This window comes from Pseudomonas cichorii (genome assembly GCF_018343775.1).
GTDB lineage: Bacteria > Pseudomonadota > Gammaproteobacteria > Pseudomonadales > Pseudomonadaceae > Aquipseudomonas > Aquipseudomonas cichorii.
In genome coordinates, this window is the sequence record NZ_CP074349.1 from 2,953,569 (window position 1) to 2,971,900 (window position 18,332).

Below are 18,332 nucleotides of genomic sequence, written 5' to 3' on the forward strand. Positions count from 1 at the left end.
CCGTAACGTATTCGTGGTCCTATATGCCAAAGTTCAAATTTCGCAAAACCGTTATCACTCTCGGTCTGGTGGTTGCTGCCGGGGTTCTGTATGCCGCGACTCGCTCCGAGGAAGCACCGCCCCAATACCTGACAGCCAAGGCCGAGCGCAGCGACATCGAGAATTCGGTGCTGGCTACCGGCGTTCTGCAAGGCGTCAGGCAGGTCGATGTCGGTGCCCAGGTGTCCGGCCAGTTGAAGTCTCTCAAGGTCCAGCTGGGAGATGAGGTCAAGAAAGGGCAGTGGCTGGCCGAGATCGACCCGGTCGTATTGCAGAATTCCCTGCGTCAGGCTCAGGTCAATGAAGAGGACCTGATCGCCAAGAAGGAAGCCACGGCAGCGCAACTGGGCCAGGCCAAGGCCACCTACGAGCGTTATTTGAACCTGCTGCCGGCCAACGCAATCTCGAAGCAGGATTTCGAGACGGCCAAGGCGGATTTTCATGTTCAGGATGCCAACCTGCGCTCCTTGAATGCTCAGCTCAAGGATGCCCGTATCCAGGTGGAAACCGCCCGGGTCAACCTGGGGTATACGCGCATTGTCGCGCCCATCGATGGCGCCGTGGTGGGCATCGTGACCCAGGAAGGCCAGACCGTCATCGCCCAGCAACTGGCGCCGGTGCTGCTCAAACTGGCCGATCTGGACACCATGACTGTCAAGGCTCAGGTTTCCGAAGCGGATGTGATTCACATCAAACAAGGCCAGGAAGTCTATTTCACGATCCTGGGCGAGTCCGACAAGCGCTACTACGGCAAATTGCGCGGTATCGAGCCTGCGCCGCAGAACTTCCTGGAAACCCAGGCCAACAACTCCAGTCGCCAGAACACAGCGGTTTTCTATAACGCGCTGTTCGATGTGCCCAATCCTGATCACAAGCTGCGCATTTCGATGACCGCGCAGGTGCGTATCGTCCTTTCCAAGGCCTCTGGTGTGCTGACAGTGCCTGTTGCGGCCTTGGGCGACAAAGATACTGATGGCCGCTTTGCGGTTCGCGTACTGGATGCTCAAGGTGTGGCGCAGGTTCGCAAGGTCAAGACCGGGATCAATAACAATGTCCGGGTGCAGATCGATGACGGGCTGCAGGAAGGTGATCAGGTGGTCATCGGTGAACCTTCCACCTCGACGGCGACTGCAACCGCAACGTCGGGGGCTGGCGCATGACGACTCAACCGTTACTGGAACTGCAGGGCATTACCCGTCGTTTCAGCGCAGGCGCCAAGGATTTCATTGCCCTGGATAACATCAACCTGACCATCAATGAAGGGGAACTGGTCGCGATCATCGGCGCATCCGGGTCGGGCAAGTCGACACTGATGAACGTGCTTGGCTGTCTCGATCATGCCGATGCCGGGAGCTACAAGGTCAGTGGACGTGAAACCCATGCGCTGACGGATGACGAGCTGGCAGCCCTCAGGCGCGATCATTTCGGTTTCATCTTTCAGCGTTATCACCTGCTTGGGCACTTGAGTGCTGTGAATAACGTCGAGATGCCTGCGATCTATGCTGGTGTCGGCGAGTCAGCCCGAAATGACAGGGCGCAAGAGCTTCTGTCACGTCTGGGGCTGGGGGAGCATCTGAGCAATCGGCCCAATCAGCTCTCTGGCGGTCAGCAGCAACGGGTCAGTATTGCGCGAGCCTTGATGAATGGAGGCGAGATCATTCTCGCCGACGAGCCGACCGGAGCGCTGGACACCGCCAGCGGCAAGGAGGTGATGAAGATTCTGCTGGAACTCAATGCGGCCGGGCGCACGGTCATTCTGGTGACTCACGATGAGAAGGTTGCAGCGCATGCGCAGCGAGTCATCGAGATATCCGATGGCAAGATTGTCAGTGATCGTATCAATCCTGATCGTCAGGCCCCGCAAGACCAGGAGCAGGATCAGTTACCGACAAAAAACCGGAAGGGCAATCGCCTGGTGGCCAGCTTCGAGCTGTTTCGCGAGGCCTTCACCATGGCCTGGGTTGCGCTGATATCGCACCGCATGCGCACCTTGCTGACCATGCTGGGGATTGTCATCGGCATTACGTCCGTAGTGTCTATCGTGGCGGTCGGCGAGGGCGCCAAACGCTATGTGCTCAATGACATCGCCGCCATTGGCAGCACGACCATCGAGATATTCCCCGGGACCGACTGGGGAGACAGCCGCTCAGCGGCGATCGAAACGCTCTCCCTGGGTGACGTCGCGGCGCTGGGAGAGCAGTACTACATTGACAGCGCCACGCCCAACGTCGGTCGCAACCTGCTGCTGCGCTATCAGAATCTCGACGTGACCGCGACAGTCAACGGAGTAGGCGACAACTATTTCCGTGTACGGGGCATCAAGATGGGAGAGGGCGTGGGCTTCAGCAAGGAAGACAGCATTCGCCAGGCCCAGGTGGTGGTGATCGATCACAACACCCGTATACGTCTGTTCGGGCCTAAAACCGATCCGTTGGGTCAGGTGATTCTGGTGGATAACCTGCCCTGTGTCGTCATTGGTGTGACCGAAGACAAGAAGAGCGTCTTCAACACCAGCAAAAACCTGAATGTATGGATGCCTTACGAAACGGCGTCCGGACGTTTGCTGGGCCAGCGTTATCTGGACAGCATCACGGTGCGGGTCAAGGACGGTCAGCCGAGCAAGCTGGTGGAAGAAAACCTGACCAAACTTATCGAGAAACGTCACGGCACCAAGGATTTCTTCACCTACAACCTGGACAGCATCATGCAGACCGTGCAGAAGACCAGTCAGTCCCTGGCGCTGCTGTTGTCGCTGATCGCGGTGATTTCCCTGGTGGTCGGCGGTATCGGCGTCATGAATATCATGCTGGTATCGGTGACTGAACGTACCCGCGAGATCGGCATCAGGATGGCGGTGGGCGCAAGGCCTTCTGACATTCGCCAGCAGTTTCTGGTCGAGGCGGTCATGGTTTGCCTGCTGGGCGGCCTGATCGGCATTGGCCTGTCCTTTGCCATCGGTTATGTGTTTTCCCTGCTGGTCAAGGAATGGCAGATGGTGTTTTCGCTGGGATCGATCATCACGGCGTTCGTCTGTTCCACCCTGATCGGCATCGTGTTCGGCTTTGTACCTGCACGCAATGCGGCACGTCTTGATCCCATCGAGGCTCTTGCACGGGACTGAGCCCTGCAGCCAGCCCCGGTTCCCCGGGGCTGAAGCGGCTGAATGAGAAGAGGGTTGCGCTGCTGGAAAGAAGCAAGGGTATCGGTCAGTACATCCCAGGGATGTAGAACCGATACCCTTGCGAAAGGCAGTGAACGTTGAAGAAGTGGAGGGCTGTCTCAGACAGCCTTTTGATAGACGCCGGCAACAGTGACACTGCGTTTGGTGTCGGTTGAATGCAGCCAGCGAAGCAGCGGGCTGCGCCCACCAATCCCCATCTTTACCGCTGCGCGCTTGAAATAGCTCTCTACGGTGCTGACCTTCAATTCCAGCCGTTCGGCCAGTTGAGGCACAGTGAGGCCTGCCAGCAGGCCTACGCATACCTCGGTTTCGCGCAGTGACAGGCTCAGCTCGCATGCATCCAGGCGATCAAGGAAGCGCTGGCGCAAGCTTTCCATGGCTGCATCTTCAGCAGCACCGGCGATAATCGGTGTTGGAGCCACAGCTGTGCGTACGGGCGTCAGGGTGGCGATGTGTTCTTCCACAATGGGCAACAGCATCCAGGACATGTCCTTGAGTTGCGACCGCTCCTGGCTGGTGAAAGGTTTGGACGAGGACGAGCGATAAACCGAGATGACGCAGCGTTGGCCATTGCTGTGCGATGCCAGGTGCACTTGAGGCACCTCACTCTGGTCTGTGCACTGGCTCGAGATGTCCTGTACGTCGAATCTGATGCTTTTATCGATACGGGCATTCGCAAACTGGTCGGCGCTCAGCAAGACAGGCTCCAGGCGGGGCTTTCCGGTCTGCGACATGGCATCCTGACTTGAGCTCCTGGTCATGGGAGCGGGTACTGATGCCGTTGTCGCGACCTCCACCAGCTTGGTGCGGTGCTGGGTCACATGAGTGGCGTCGACATGGAGCGAGGCACTGATCAGATCGTGAAGCAGGCGGGCAAAATGACGGCTTCCAGTACCGGTGATGACTTTACCCAGATGGGGAAAGAGTTGTTGAACGTTCATCAGACTTCCTTTTTGTGTTAGATGAAATTTTTTTCAGTTGAATTTCTTCAACCTTCCCAATCGCGACTAAAACGGCGACGGGCCTATGGATTAAGGTCTGGGTCGTCATCTTCCTGTACGCTTCCCAAGCCTTCCCCTTGGCGATTCAAGGGCTATTTTCTCGCAGCGAGTAATACCAGGAACTTGTAAGACTATTCAAAAAACGACATCGATCGGGTTAAACATCTATCCGGCGTTCGGCGCTCGGGTGGCGGAGTGGAGTAACTATTTGTGCGATGTCTGAATATTGAACAGTGATTGATTTTTAACTTTCACCCCGCTCTTTTACTACTGTACCTAGGTACAGGAATGATTCATGAGGCCGTGGGCGCGCTGTTATAACTTTTTTCAATGCCTCGAATAGTTAATGTTTATCGAAAACTTTCCTTAAGGTGAAACCTTACTAAACATTCCCGCCGTAACGTGCATCGTTTAAACATATACATGTTTCAAACACGTGTTTGTTGAGTAAGTTGTGAGGGGATATCGTGGGGGCACGCAAACTGCGCACTCATTGAGTGCGAGAATGTGCTTTCAATCAGGGCAAAAAGAGGAATTACTCTATCTTTCTGGACTAGACCAAAATGATATCTGGACTAGACCAAGTTGAGATACATGGCTTTCATCATGGCCTGCTTCACGTTGACGCACTCCAGCTTTTCCGTCATTTGGTGAGCATAGAATTTCACAGTGCGCTCGCTGATGTTCATTATCAGGCCGATTTCACGATAGGTCTTGCCCATGCTCAGCCATCGCAGAAACTCGTTTTCACGAGGGGTGAGCCTCAGCGAATCGGAGGAGGAAGAGGGCTGCGGTCGGTTGTGGTGGGCGAGATCGCTTATGGCCTTTATCGCCAGTTGATGGGCTTTGACACTGGGCACAAAGGCTTTGTTGGCCAGGGAAGCGGCCAGGTGCATCGAGCCAAACGTGCGACCTGGCTCATGCATCGGCACGGTGAAACCCTGCTCGATCCCGTAGTGGGCGGATTGCTCGACCACCTCCAGATTGACGTGTTTAGGCCGCAGGATCTCGTTCCAGAAGAACGGGCTCGAGGTGTTTGCCGAATGAATGATGATGGGGTCTTTCTTGTAGAGTGATTTCTTGCGGTAGGTTTCGATCCACTCGGTCGGGTAATTGCTGAATATGGAGACTCGAGAAATACCCAGGGGGGTGAGGTCCATGTGCAGGTAGGCAAAATAATCAACGTTTAACTTGCCAAACAGGGAAGCGAGCGCACTGATATATTCAGTTTCACTGGCGGCAGGGAAATTGCGCTCCGCTTCGATGAGCAAATCAAATACCTGGGAACCCGGCAGTTTTGTGTGCATAGAGTCAGTCCGATAAATATCAATCTTGGCCACGCTTGTGCGTGTCTGTCACCCGGTCAAGAACGCTGAATAGTGCGAGTTTTCATCGGAAACAAATGAGGTCGTATGACAACGGATGATCAGGAAAGTTCAATGGCAAGTTCGAGGCTTGTCGTGTATGACCTGCGCCCTAAGTCTGCCGTATGTGAAAATTTCATGATTTCAAAAGTCGATGTTTACCTGCTCTAAGATTCGATGATTCACGCATGGATCCAATCATGCACGGGGATTGGAAAAAAAGCTATATCGTTTCAGCCTCTAGTGCAACCTGCAGGTGTTGGCTTTTATCATTTTTGGCTATATGAGCGGGCTGGAGTTTGCGTTGGGGTCTTTGATTGAGTGAATTAGTAACACTGCTAAATGGCTTAGTGCATATACATACATATGAGTAGGTAAAAAAATATTAATGTGTTTTGGTACGCCTAGTGCTAGCTATTTAATATTAAGGCCTGACTATCATGCTACGCGGCTGCACTCGGCTACCACTATCATTTGAATGGATTATCGCGATGCCCGCTTACGCTGGCGGTGCCTGGTGAGGCGCGGGTGGGAGGCTTGCCGGGGTGGTGTATTCATGCCAGCCACCACCTAGCGCCTTGTAAAGGTTGATTTCGGCCGTCAATTGGGCGAGACGGTCCGAGATCAGTGTCGATTGAGCGGTGAACAGCGAGCGCTGGGCATCCAGCAGGGTAAGGCTGCTATCAAGGCCGCTTCTGTAACGTGCCTCTGCCAGCCGGTAGTAGTCCTCGTTGGCTTTGAGTGAGTCACGCTGCGCGATCAGTTGTTCTGTGTAGGTCTGCCTTGCCGCCAGGCCATCGGCGACTTCCTGGAATGCGGTCTGGATGCTTTTCTCATACTGTGCGACCCGGATATCTTTCTGGATTTTCGAGTAGTCCAGGCTGGCGCGCAGGTTGCCGGCATTGAAGATCGGAATGTTGATCTGTGGCTGGAACAGCCAACCCCCTGAACCCGCCTTGAACAACCCCGACAGCGCAGTACTTGAGGTGCCTGCATTGGCAGTCAGGCTGATACTGGGAAAGAATGCGGCCCGCGCAGCGCCGATATTGGCATTGGCGGCTTTGAGCAGGTATTCGGCTTGGAGAATGTCCGGGCGACGCTGTAACAGTTCCGAAGGCAAGCCCGCGGGTACGCTGCCAAGAAGCTCGCTGCTCAAGGGCTGCGCCGGCAGCGTATCCGAAACACTGGCACCCACCAGCAGTGTCAGGGCATTGAGGTCCTGGGCAACCAGTCTTTCGTATTGCGCCAGGCGTGCCCGCGCACTTTCCACGGATGTACGAGCCTGGCTGATGGCCAGGGCCGATGCAGTGCCTGCCGATCCTTGCTGCAGGGTCAGATTGAGACTCTGCTCATAGGTTTGCAGGGTGTCACTGGTGAGCCTGAGTTGTTCCTGATCTGCACGCCAGGTGAGGTAAGCGTTTGCCACGTTGGCCACAAGACTCAGTTGCGTACTGCGCCGTGCCTGTTCGCTGGAAAGATAGATTTCCAGATCTTCACGGGAAAGACTGCGGTTGCGGCCGAACAGGTCCAGCTCGTAGGCGCTGATACCCAATGTGGTGGAGTAGGAGCTGCTGATGGCGCGCTTGTTGACTCCAGACAAATCGGCAGGAAGGCTCTGTCGCGTGCCTGACCCGCTCACCGAAACAGCAGGAAACAGGTCGCTGCGTTGTATGCGGTGCTGAGCCTGATAGGCCTCGAGATTGAGTACGGCCACGCGCAAGTCGCGGTTATTGGACAACGAGCTTTCGATCAGTTGGCCAAGTACCGGGTCACGAAAGAAGTTTCGCCAGCCTTGTTCCGCCGCTGCCTGACCTGCAGACGCAGTAACACCTGTCGCATAGGCTGTACCAGTCGGATAGCTTGCAGCTACAGGTGCGGGCGGGCGTTGATAGTCGGGAATGAGAGAGCAACCGCCAAGCACTGAAGCCGCCAGGGCGCTGAGTAGGAAGTACTTCATTGAAATAGCCTTTGTGGGTACCGGCAACCCTCTGCATTCAGTGGATCAGGCACTCTGGGAGACACCAATCATCCACTTCACCAGACCATGACGTCCTTTCACGCCAAGCTTGGCTGCTGCACGTTTGAGGTAGGTTTCTATGGAGCTGTTTTTGACATGGAGTTTTTCAGCCATTTCCGGAACAGTTGAACCGGCAAGCAAGCCAAGACAGATTTCCTTTTCACGCAATGACAGCCTGACTTCGGAGAGCGTCAGCTTTTCGTTGAAGTCTTTCTGCAACTGTTGCCCACCCTGCATTGCTGAATCTTCTTCGGTCGGTGTGCTGAAGAGATTGCGTGTTGTCTGAGCGTGTCGCTCCAGCAAGGGCAGCAGGGTTTCGGAAAAATTCTTCAGGAAGGACAGCTCATGCAGAGAGAAATCACGCAGTGGCGGTTCCCGACGCAGAGAGATCACACAGCGCCGATTGGACTTTCGTGAAACCAGATTGCACTGGTAAGCGACACTGGAACCCGCGTTACTGCCCGGTGCATCGTTGATTGTGTATTTGAGGTGAATCAGCAGTGAATCATCCAGGTTGAGCATCCGCGTGAGCAGCATCTGGTTGTCCGGCAATGCTGTCGGCGTTCCCAGCTTTCGCTCTGTAGCTTCGCGCCCAAGAGGCTGGATGCTTATGATGCTTGCCTCGCTTTCATCGATAGTCCATTCGCTGAGTTCAAGGAAATCGATGGGCACAGAGGCTGCTATGAGCTGATACATATTGGAGACGAACTGCGCATCACCGACGCTCGAGATAAGACGCCCCAGTTCAAGAAAGTAAGCCGGTTGCTTTCCCGTCATTCGTAGATTGGCATTCATCACACGTGTGCCCCCATGGCATTAATTTCCGCCGGTATTTCAGGTATCACCCGGCCCGGAAGTCAATCAATGTCTTGCCTTGTGGTGCGCTCATTTTGTAGGACAAGACTCCTAATGTATGGATGAATGTACACAGGGGCCTTGATCCATGTCTGTAAGGGAAACTGGGGACAAACTGTCATGCATGTCTCTGAAAACGCTACAGAGCCTGCACTGTAAGGTTCTTGAGCCTGTAGATGAACATCACAGCAATCTTGTCCCCGAATGCAAGGACAGACGCGTCCGAGCCCGAATGCTTCTATTCCCCTGACAGAGAATGAGGGGGTTGCATGCATATCACGAAAAGGGCCTGGTGGTGAGGAGGATCTGGCGTTTTCTGCGTGGTCTCAACTACCGCAAGATCATTCTGCGGATGATTTTCATCGACCTGCTGGTGTCACTGGCCGGTTATGCTCTTTATAAAGGTGCCACGCAAGACGAGGCTCCTCATTACCTGACCGCTTCGGCCGAGATTACCCACATCGAAAATGCTGTACAGGCAGAGGGCGTGCTTCAGGGCCAGCAGCAAGTGGATGTGGGGTCCCAGGTTTCCGGCCAGTTGCAAAGCCTGAAGGTCGCTCCCGGCGACAATGTCCAGAAAGGGCAGTTACTGGCCCAGATCGATCCTCTGCCGGCGAGCAATGCGTTGCGTCAGGCCATCGTCAACAGCGAAAGGCTGACTGCAGACCGAGATGCGGCCGCTCACCAGTCGCACCTCGCACGTTTGACCTATCAACGCTATGAGGAACTGGGGGCCGATGCTGCTGTATCGCGTGAGGATTTCGACAAGGCGCGCTTTGATCATGAAGAGAAGAGCGCCACGCTCGCTTCGCTTCAGGCCCAGGTTCGTACTGCCCGAATCAACATAGAGACAGCCCGGATAAACCTGGGCTACACCCGGATTCTTGCGCCCATGGATGGCAAGATCCTGGCCATCGTTACCCAGGAAGGCCAGACAGTCATTGCCGAACAACTGGCGCCTGTGATTCTGAAAATGGCCCGGCTCGATACGATGACCATCAAGGCCCGGGTTTCTGAGGCCGATGTGGTGAAGATCAAGGCTGGCATGCCGGTCTACTTCACGATACTCGGGGACCGCGACAAGCGTTACAACGCCACATTGCGAGGCATCGAGCCGGCCTCTACCAGTTTCGCCAGCCAGTCCAGCGGAGCAGGGCGGTCAGATTCAGCGGTTTTCTACAATGCCTTCTTCGATGTTCCCAATCCCGACGGGCGCTTGAGAATCAATATGACGGCACAGGTACGCGTCGTGCTTGAGGTGAGTGAGGGCGTCTTGACGATTCCTGTGGCGGCACTGGGCGAACAGAACCCTGACGGGACTTATCCGGTGCGCATCCTTGAAGAGCAGGACCAGGTCAGAACGGAAAATATACGTACCGGCATCAATAACAAGGTCAGGGTTCAGGTGCTGTCCGGTTTGAAGGCGGGAGACAAGGTCGTGATCGGGGGAGAGGCACCTAAATAGAGGTCTTGTCTTGCCCTCGAGACGCCTTGAACATATTTAGATACGAAACGGGCTGAACTAACGGCTTGGCCATGCGTTCCTTTTCTGTGCGCAGTCTGCGCGCGCCCTGATGAGCCGGTGCCACTGCACCGCGCATGAGTCCAGGTTCGCCACACGATAAGGAGCCGCCGTGACCGTTACCGCCAACCCCGTCTACCGAAGCACGCCAAGCCCGCTGCACGCGATCTTGCTTGCCGGAACCGTCCCGCTGTTTCTCGGCGCCTTGCTGAGTGACATTGCCTACTTCAAGACCTTTCAGATCCAGTGGAGCAACTTTGCGTCCTGGCTTATTGCCGGTGGCCTGGTGTTCTGCGGCCTGGCGTTGCTGTTCGCGCTGGTCAATCTGATCCGGGCAGAGCACAAGGCTGGTCGCCCGGTGGTGTACTTTCTGCTGCTTCTGGGCACTTGGGTATTGGGCCTGATCAATGCTTTCGAACATGCTAAAGACGCATGGGCCGTCATGCCCTCGGGTCTGGTTCTGTCCGTTATCGTGACCCTGCTGTCTGTTGTCGCCGCATGGATCGGGTTGAGCAACCTGCGGTCAGGAGGTGCGCAATGAGACATTTGCCTGCACTGTCTGTTTTGAGTGTTGCCTTGTTGCTGAGCGCATGTGGCGGCGAAGCGGATAGCACCCAGTCTCTCGGGCCCGATCCCAAACTGCCTGAGCCGCAACGTGGCCTGCTGCCGAGCATGAAAATTGCCGAGCCGGCTGAGTGGGGCGACAAAAAGCCAACCGTGCCTCAGGGCTACAGTGTTACCGCGATCGCTACCGATCTGAGAATCCCGCGTCAGACTCTTGTTCTACCCAACGGCGATATCATCGTTGCAGAAGGTCGTGGCGGCGGTGCTGCGAAGCTCAAGCCCAAGGATGTCATCGCAAGCGTCATCAAGGCCGAGGGTAATACCAAGGTCAAAGGTGGTAACCGTCTGACATTGCTGCGCGATGCCGACGGTGATGGAACCTACGAGCTGAAGACCGTGTTTGCCGAAAACCTCAACGCGCCTTATGGCCTGGCCTTTGCCGATGGCAAGCTGTACGTGGCGAACCAGGATGCGCTGGTGCGTTTCGATTATGCAGAAGGCCAGACCAAGGCCAGCGGCGCGCCCACCAAGGTCACCGACCTGCCGTCCGAGATCAACCACCACTGGACCAAGGCTCTGACTGTCAGCCCTGACGGCCGTTTCCTGTATGTTGGTATCGGCTCAAACAGCAACGTCACCGAACGTGGCATGGAGGCAGAAGTCGACCGTGCCATGGTATGGCAGATCGATGCTCAGACGGGTGCTCACAAGCCTTATGCAACCGGACTGCGCAACCCTACGGCGTTGGCGATTCAACCCGGGACCGGACAATTGTGGACGGTGGTCAACGAGCGTGACGAGTTGGGCCCCGATCTGGTTCCCGATTATCTGACATCGGTACGCGAGGGCGGTTTCTACGGCTGGCCTTACAGCTATTGGGGGCAGAACGTCGACTCTCGCGCCCAGCCGCAAAATCCTGAGAAGGTAGCCGCTGCAATCAAGCCGGATTACAGCCTGGGGTCGCATGTCGCAGCACTGGGCGTCGACTTCTCCATACCGGCCCTGGGCGACAAGTACGCAAACGGCGTATTCGTTGGCGAGCATGGCAGCTGGAACCGGGATAATCCGGTGGGTTACAAAGTGATCTTCGTACCGTTCAGCAATGGACGGCCAGCAGGCGAGCCGCTTGATTTCGCTACAGGCTTCCGGGATGCAGAAGGGAAAACCCGCGGCCGGCCTGTGGGGGTGACTGTCGATCCACGTGGCGCCTTGATCATCGCCGATGACCTGGCGAATACGGTGTGGAGGGTGACTCGTAATCGATAAGCCTTGAGCGATGCGCCGGGCAGTAGTGCCCGGCGTGTCATTTCAGACCGTTTGTGGATGAGTGCGCTACATCGCCGTTGCTACCACCGAAATATAAGCCCCCACACGTAACTAGGCAAAATGCCAGCTGCAACGTCAAAAAGTCATAAGTTAATGACTAAAAACTATTTTTCTTATTCCTGATAGAAATATATCGTCCAGCCACATCAACGATATTTCTTGTAATCAGGAGTCAGGAATGCGGCGTCTTACGGCTTTGGCAATCGCTATTGCAATCAGTGGTTCGGTGTGGGCAAAGACGCCTGCGGATACGTTGATTGTGGCTCGTTCAATTGACGATATCGTCAGTCTTGACCCCGCAGAAAGTTTCGAAATTACCGCTACAAACACTCTGGTCAACTTGTATCAGCGACTGCTGGAACCTGATCGTCAGAATCCGTCTGTGCTGGTACCGGCCCTGGCGCAAAGCTGGACCGTCGGCAGTGACGACAAGAGCCTGGTGTTCAAACTGCGCTCTGGAGCGACTTTTTCTTCGGGCAACGCGGTACGTCCAGAGGACGTCATTTATTCTTTCAAGCGCGTCGTCAAACTGAACAAGACGCCTTCCTTCATTCTGGGGGAACTGGGCTGGACAGCAGACAACATTGACGGCTTTCTTACCAAGGTTGATGAGAATCACGTAAAAATTGCCTGGCCAGCAGGTGTCGGCAGCGCTTTTGCCCTGAGTATCCTGTCGGCGACCCCCGTTGGCTTTATTGTCGATGCGACAGAAGTCGAGAAACATGCGAAGGGCGCCGATCTGGGCAATGGCTGGCTGAAAAATCATTCGGCGGGTACGGGGGCTTATGCATTGCGCTCCTACACACCTCATGAGGCCGTGGTTTTGCAGGCCAACCCCCATGCAGCCGTGGCCCCCAAGCTGAAGACGGTCGTGATCAAGAATGTCACGGATCCGGCAACCCGCCGCCTGCTGGTGGTCCAGGGTGATGCGGACCTTGCGTATGATCTGGGTGCCGATCAGTTCAGCGCTCTTGAGCAGCAGAAGGGCGTGACAGTCCAGCGTTTCCCTTCATCGATGATTTACTACCTGGGCATCAATAGCGGTAACACTCAGGTTCCCGCCCTGAAGAATCCCGCTTTCTGGGAAGCAGCCCGCTGGCTCGTGGATTACCAGAGCATTTCCAAAAACCTGCTCAAGGGGCAGTACAGCGTGCACCAATCGTTCCTGCCATCAGGTGTGGCGGGATCATTGGGTGACCAGCCATTCAAGCTGGATGTGGAAAAAGCCAAAGGCATCCTGAAAAATGCAGGCATCGCTGAAGGCACCAGGATTGAATTGAATGTCTTCAATCAGCCGCCTTACACCGATATTGCCCAGGCATTGCAATCAAGCTTCGGGAAAGCAGGCATCGACATCACCGTTCGCCCTCTGGTCGAGAGCGAGTTGTGGGCAAAGATGCGTAGCCGTGATTATCAACTGATATTCACCTATTGGGGCATGGACTACCTTGACCCTAACTCCAACGCCAGCACCTTCACCTACAACGTGGAAAATGGGCCAAAGACTCTTGCCTGGCGCACCCAGTGGAATATTCCCCAACTAAGCCAGGAGACACGTGCGGCAGCCGCTGAACGCGATCCACAGAAGCGCACCGCCTTGTATGGCCACCTGCAAAAGACCGTACAGGAAAGCTCACCCTTTGTAGTCGCACTGCAAGGCCGCAATCAGGTCGCCGTCCATGAAGGGGTCGAGGGTGTTCTGCAGAACATCACGGTTTCTCTCCCGTACTTCGATCAGGTGAGCAAAGCCAAGTGAGGGTAGGGGCCTCGCGCAGGATTCGAGTGGCAGGAACCGGATTATTGACCTTGTTGGTCACATTGCTGGGCCTGCTGCTCTTTACCTTTCTGCTGACCACGCTATCGCCGGTCGACCCGGCGCTACGTATTGCCGGGGATCGTGCCAGTGAGGCAACCCTGGCACAGGTCCGCAGTGATCTGGGACTGGACCAACCCTGGCCAGTCAGGTTCGGCAGTTACCTCCACCAACTTTCCCAGGGCGATCTGGGTGTTTCCAATACCTCCAGCAAACCGGTGCTGGAAGACTTGAAACGTGCCTTGCCCGCCACCCTGGAACTCGCCACCCTGTCGATTGTGCTGGGTGCGTCTCTTGGATTGTCATTGGGACTGCTGGCTGCCTGGCAGCCCGGTGGCTGGATCGACACGCTGGTGAGGTTGTTCTCACTGATCGGTTATTCGGTGCCGGTGTTCTGGCTCGGGCTGCTGATGCTGCTCTTGTTCTATGCAACATTGCAGTGGGCAGGAGGGCCTGGCCGTCTGGATGATGCGTTTATCTACACCATCGAACTGCCCAGCGGCTGGATGCTGTGGGACACCTGGCGTTCGGGAGAAGAGGGGGCCTTGAGCAACGCCTTCTCGCACCTGGTACTGCCGGTGCTGGTGTTGGGGTTTTACGCCATGGCGGGTATTTGCCGACTGACACGTTCTGCGCTGCTGGGTGAGATGGGCAAGGAGTATGTGATAACCGCCCTGGCCAAAGGTGCTGGGCGCGGTCGTGTGCTGTTCCGCCACGTTTTGCCCAATGTCGCAGGCACACTTGTGGTGGTGGTTGCCCTGGCTTACGCCGGTCTGCTCGAAGGCTCCATTCTCACTGAAACCGTCTTTGCCTGGCCTGGCATCGGTCGCTATCTGACCACTGCATTGTTCGCTGGAGATGTGCCTGCAATTTTGGGTAGCACCTTGCTGATCGGTCTTTGTTTCGTCGTCGTTAACGGCATCGCCGATGTATTGGCTGGCATGATCGACCCACGAACAAGGGAGCTGCTATGAGCCTTTCTGTAGCTTTCGATAGTGTTTCAGGGCAACGCTGGTGGCGTCGCTCACCCGCCTTGACCCTGGGCGGGTCATTGATTCTATTGCTGTTGTTGGTTGCAGTATTTGCACCCTTGTTAAGCGGTTTTGACCCAAATCAGCAAAACATTGAACAGCGTCTGTTGCCACCCTCAGCCAGTCATTGGCTAGGCACCGATGGTTTCGGTCGCGATCTTTTCACACGCCTGCTTTACGGTACACGTCCCACCTTGCTGCTGGTGTCACTGGTCTTGTTGCTGACCTTGCCTATCGGTGTATTGGTGGGAGTCGCGGCCGGGTTTTATGGCGGCTGGGCGGAACGCATTCTGATGCGGATAACCGATGTGTTCATGGCGTTCCCGCAACTGGTATTGGCGCTGGCGTTCGTTGCCATTCTCGGACCGGGCTTGCTCAACGGTGCGCTGGCCTTGTCGCTCACTGCATGGCCGGCCTACGCACGACAGGCACGGGCCGAAACCAGCGTCCTGCGTGACAGCGACTATCTGGCGGCTGCTCATTTGCAAGGTATTACAGGAGCACGTTTGCTGCTCGGGCATGTACTGCCGCTGTGCCTGCCGTCTGTGATTGTGCGGGTGGCATTGAATCTGGGTGGCATCATTCTGGCGGCTGCCGGGCTCGGCTTTCTCGGCCTGGGTGTCGAGCCGCCGACAGCAGAATGGGGCTCGATGGTTGCCGATGGCAGCCGTGTCATCTTCGATCAGTGGTGGGTTGCTGCCGCACCGGGCATCGCCATTCTTCTGACGAGTTTGTCCTTCAACCTGCTGGGCGATGGCCTGCGCGATGTTCTGGATCCCCGTCATGGCTCGTGATGAAACACTCCTGGATGTAAGAGGCCTGCGTGTCAGTTTTCCCGGGCCTGATGCCCAGCGAATTGATGTCGTAAAGGGGATCGATTTCACCGTCGGAACTGAAAAGGTTGCCTTGGTGGGTGAGTCCGGTTCGGGCAAGTCACTGACCGCCCGTGCGCTGCTTGGGCTTGTGCCTCGTCCAGCTCGGGTTTCTGCAGAGCACATGCGCCTGGGAGCCGATGATTTACTGCGGCTGAATGAAAAACAGTGGCAAACCCTGCGCGGTACGCGGTTGTCACTGGTGCTGCAGGACCCCAAGTATTCCCTCAATCCGGTGCTCAAGGTCGGCACTCAGGTAGAGGAAGTGCTGGTATTGCACACCCGACTCGGGCGTCGCGAGCGTCGTGAGAAAGTATTGGAAATGCTCAATGCCGTGGGCTTGCCAGATCCGGTAACGCTCTACGATCGCTATCCTCATGAGTTGTCCGGAGGCATGGGGCAGAGGGTCATGCTGGCGTCGATGCTGATAAATGATCCTCGAGTGCTTATCGCCGACGAACCGACTTCAGCCCTGGACAGCAACCTGCGCGACCAGATGCTCGATCTGATCATGGGCCTGGTAGAGGAGCGGGGCATGGGACTGCTGTTGATCAGCCACGATCTGCCTCTGGTCTCCAGATATTGCGACCGCGTGTTGGTCATGTACCAAGGCAACATCGTGGATCGGTGCCGGGCATCCGAGTTGGCGACTGCCAGCCATCCGTATACGAAAACCTTGTGGAACTGCCAGCCTTCGGCGCTGAGCTATGGGCATCCATTGCCTGTCCTGGACAGAAGCCTGCTTGAGGAGCATCGATGAACGCAGTGGAGATCAGTTCGTTGGCAGTGGGCTTCAAGCGCGGCTTGAGCCACTTCAAGGCGCTGGAAGTCGAGCAGATACAGATCGGGCAGGGCGAGTGTTACGGCCTGATTGGCGGCTCCGGTTCCGGCAAGTCGACTCTGTTGAGGGTGCTTGCGGGACTGCAGCGTGACTGGCAGGGCGGCGTTCAAGTGTTCGGCCAGTCTCTTGTGGCGCAGCAAGCCTTCAAGGGCAAACTGCGCCGCGATGTCCAGATGGTGTTCCAGGACCCATACGCTTCATTGCATCCCTTGCACCGCATTCGTCGCAGCCTGCGCGAGCCGCGGCAAGTCAACGGATTGCCTTTTGATGAACACAGCCTGGTGGCCTCACTGGAGCAAGTGGGTTTGCCCGCCGAGGTTCTGGACCGTTATCCGCATCAACTCTCCGGTGGCCAGCGACAACGAATCGCCATCGTTCGTGCATTGCAGTTGCAACCCGGATTACTGCTGCTCGACGAGCCCACCTCGGCGCTGGACATGACCGTACAGGCAGAAATCCTCAACCTGCTTCAAGGGCTGCGACGCGATACCGGGATGACCATGATCCTCGTCAGTCACGACATGAATACGGTTGCACATCTGTGCGACAGGGCTTTGGTGATCAAGGGCGGCAGCATTGAGCGACGGCTGGACAGGGAAGGGTTATCGGCCATTGTTTGATAAGAGCGCAGACATTATTCAGCCCGGATATTTGACCGTTCGGTCATATCTGCTTAGGGTAGCGCGCTTTGTTTTGCTTCGAGATTGTCATGACCAACCGCTCTAAACTACCGCCTACCGTCTACCTGCTGGGTTTGACGATCTTCACACTGGTCACCGCAGAGTTCATGGTGGCCGGGATGATGCCGGCGTTGGCCGACTCATTCTCGGTGAGCCTTGCCCAGGTCGGTAACCTCATTGCCTTTTATGCACTGGGCATGGCACTGGGCGGGCCGCCTGTCATGGTGCTTCTGGTTTCCCGCAGCATTGGCAATAAGCCTGCACTCATCGGGCTATTGGCTGTGTATGTTGCTGCCGGAGTACTGGCATCGGCGGCGCAAAGCTACGAAATCCTGTTGCTGGCCAGAGTCATCATGGGCGTTGCCAGCGCCGCCTGCATCGGATTGTGCATGACGATATGCGCTGGTCTTGTACCGCCTGAAGCCCGCGGACGGGCGGTATCGGTTGTCCTGGGCGGACTCATGCTTTCACCTGTGGCCGGCGTGCCGATGACCAACCTGATTGAACATGCTTTTGGCTGGCGTGCGAGTTCATGGCTGATCGTGGCGTTATCCTTGGTGTGTACGTTCCTGGTAGCCACCCGATTGCCTGCTGGCGATGCAGACAAACAGCCAGCGTTACGACAGCAACTGAGTGATCTCAACAACCTCAGCCTATGGGGCGCTTACCTCACCAGCGGCCTCATCATCGGATCGACCTTCGCGGCGTTCAGCTACATCACACCGATTCTGATCAAGGAAGTCGGCGTACTTCCCGGCTACATAGCGCCGATTCTGGCGCTTTATGGTGTGGCCAATCTGGCAGGCAATATGTTCGTCGGACGCATCGCCGACCGCCATACATTCCCGGCATTGGGCTGGGGGCTGGCTCTGTTGACACTGGCATTGAGCGGCTTTGCGCTGGCTGGCGATCATCAGTGGCTGAACGTGGCGTGCTTCATCGCGATCGGCCTGACCGGTGTCTCACTGAACCCGGCAATGGCCGCCCGAGTAATGAAAGCCGCCGAGCCGGGCGCACTGGTGAATACACTTCACACATCAGTCATCACGGCAGGCCTCGCGCTGGGTAGCTGGGCAGGTGGAGAAGCTATCAATGCCGGGTATGGCCTGCGTGGACCGCTGTGGGTGGGAGCCGGGATGGCGTTGGTGGGTTTGATTAGTGTGGTGCGGCCGTTGCTGCAGGACTCTTCGGCAACGAGGTCCTGTGCTCAAGGTTGAGAGGGTTTG

The 18,332-nt window shown here is 56.3% G+C and carries 15 protein-coding genes; 11 read left to right on the forward strand and 4 right to left on the reverse strand.

The window, feature by feature from the left end:
* Positions 1-23: 23 nt before the first annotated feature.
* Positions 24-1,199, forward strand: coding sequence for a macrolide transporter subunit MacA (macA, locus tag KGD89_RS12635; RefSeq protein WP_025260146.1), 1,176 nt, complete (start codon positions 24-26; stop codon positions 1,197-1,199).
* Positions 1,196-3,160, forward strand: coding sequence for a MacB family efflux pump subunit (locus KGD89_RS12640; RefSeq protein ID WP_025260147.1), 1,965 nt, complete (start codon positions 1,196-1,198; stop codon positions 3,158-3,160). Before macA ends, KGD89_RS12640 begins: the two co-directional genes overlap by 4 nt.
* Before the next feature lie 158 nt (positions 3,161-3,318).
* On the opposite strand, the gene KGD89_RS12645 is transcribed toward KGD89_RS12640, so the two are convergent.
* The 4 genes from KGD89_RS12645 to KGD89_RS12660 all read right to left on the reverse strand — a co-directional run bounded on the left by KGD89_RS12645 (position 3,319) and on the right by KGD89_RS12660 (position 8,397).
* Positions 3,319-4,161, reverse strand: coding sequence for a helix-turn-helix transcriptional regulator (locus tag KGD89_RS12645; RefSeq protein WP_025260148.1), 843 nt, complete (start codon positions 4,159-4,161; stop codon positions 3,319-3,321).
* Between the two features lie 635 nt (positions 4,162-4,796).
* Positions 4,797-5,528: a helix-turn-helix transcriptional regulator gene (locus tag KGD89_RS12650; RefSeq protein ID WP_025260149.1), complete on the reverse strand. Its 732-nt coding sequence runs from the start codon at positions 5,526-5,528 to the stop codon at positions 4,797-4,799.
* 556 nt (positions 5,529-6,084) lie between these two features.
* Entirely contained in the window at positions 6,085-7,542 is a 1,458-nt protein-coding gene (locus KGD89_RS12655) for an efflux transporter outer membrane subunit (protein WP_025260150.1), read from the reverse strand.
* Positions 7,543-7,587: 45 nt separating this feature from the next.
* Positions 7,588-8,397 carry a helix-turn-helix transcriptional regulator gene (locus KGD89_RS12660; RefSeq protein ID WP_038399861.1) on the reverse strand — a complete coding sequence of 270 codons (810 nt, stop codon included), beginning with the start codon at positions 8,395-8,397 and terminating at the stop codon, positions 7,588-7,590.
* A 412-nt stretch (positions 8,398-8,809) separates the two neighbouring features.
* On the opposite strand from KGD89_RS12660, the gene KGD89_RS12665 reads away from it, so the two are divergent.
* From KGD89_RS12665 to KGD89_RS12705, 9 genes are all read left to right on the forward strand, one after another.
* Positions 8,810-9,922, forward strand: a complete 1,113-nt coding sequence (locus KGD89_RS12665; RefSeq protein ID WP_051427775.1) for an efflux RND transporter periplasmic adaptor subunit — start codon at positions 8,810-8,812, stop codon at positions 9,920-9,922.
* A 169-nt stretch (positions 9,923-10,091) separates the two neighbouring features.
* Positions 10,092-10,520: a DUF2231 domain-containing protein gene (locus tag KGD89_RS12670; protein WP_025260153.1), complete on the forward strand. Its 429-nt coding sequence runs from the start codon at positions 10,092-10,094 to the stop codon at positions 10,518-10,520.
* Positions 10,517-11,809 carry a PQQ-dependent sugar dehydrogenase gene (locus KGD89_RS12675; RefSeq protein ID WP_025260154.1) on the forward strand — a complete coding sequence of 431 codons (1,293 nt, stop codon included), beginning with the start codon at positions 10,517-10,519 and terminating at the stop codon, positions 11,807-11,809. The genes KGD89_RS12670 and KGD89_RS12675 overlap by 4 nt, the downstream gene beginning before the upstream one ends.
* Positions 11,810-12,047: 238 nt before the next feature.
* Positions 12,048-13,625, forward strand: coding sequence for an ABC transporter substrate-binding protein (locus KGD89_RS12680; protein ID WP_025260155.1), 1,578 nt, complete (start codon positions 12,048-12,050; stop codon positions 13,623-13,625).
* A 20-nt stretch (positions 13,626-13,645) separates the two neighbouring features.
* Entirely contained in the window at positions 13,646-14,656 is a 1,011-nt protein-coding gene (locus KGD89_RS12685; RefSeq protein ID WP_025260156.1) for an ABC transporter permease, read from the forward strand.
* Complete coding sequence (locus KGD89_RS12690) at positions 14,653-15,507, forward strand: ABC transporter permease (protein ID WP_025260157.1); 855 nt, start codon at positions 14,653-14,655, stop codon at positions 15,505-15,507. The genes KGD89_RS12685 and KGD89_RS12690 overlap by 4 nt, the downstream gene beginning before the upstream one ends.
* Positions 15,497-16,345 carry an ABC transporter ATP-binding protein gene (locus tag KGD89_RS12695; protein ID WP_025260158.1) on the forward strand — a complete coding sequence of 283 codons (849 nt, stop codon included), beginning with the start codon at positions 15,497-15,499 and terminating at the stop codon, positions 16,343-16,345. The genes KGD89_RS12690 and KGD89_RS12695 overlap by 11 nt, the downstream gene beginning before the upstream one ends.
* Positions 16,342-17,046 (forward strand): ABC transporter ATP-binding protein, encoded by a 705-nt coding sequence (locus KGD89_RS12700; RefSeq protein WP_025260159.1) that lies wholly within the window; start codon positions 16,342-16,344, stop codon positions 17,044-17,046. The genes KGD89_RS12695 and KGD89_RS12700 overlap by 4 nt, the downstream gene beginning before the upstream one ends.
* Positions 17,047-17,135: 89 nt before the next feature.
* Positions 17,136-18,323, forward strand: a complete 1,188-nt coding sequence (locus KGD89_RS12705; protein WP_025260160.1) for an MFS transporter — start codon at positions 17,136-17,138, stop codon at positions 18,321-18,323.
* The last annotated feature ends 9 nt before the right edge of the window (positions 18,324-18,332 follow it).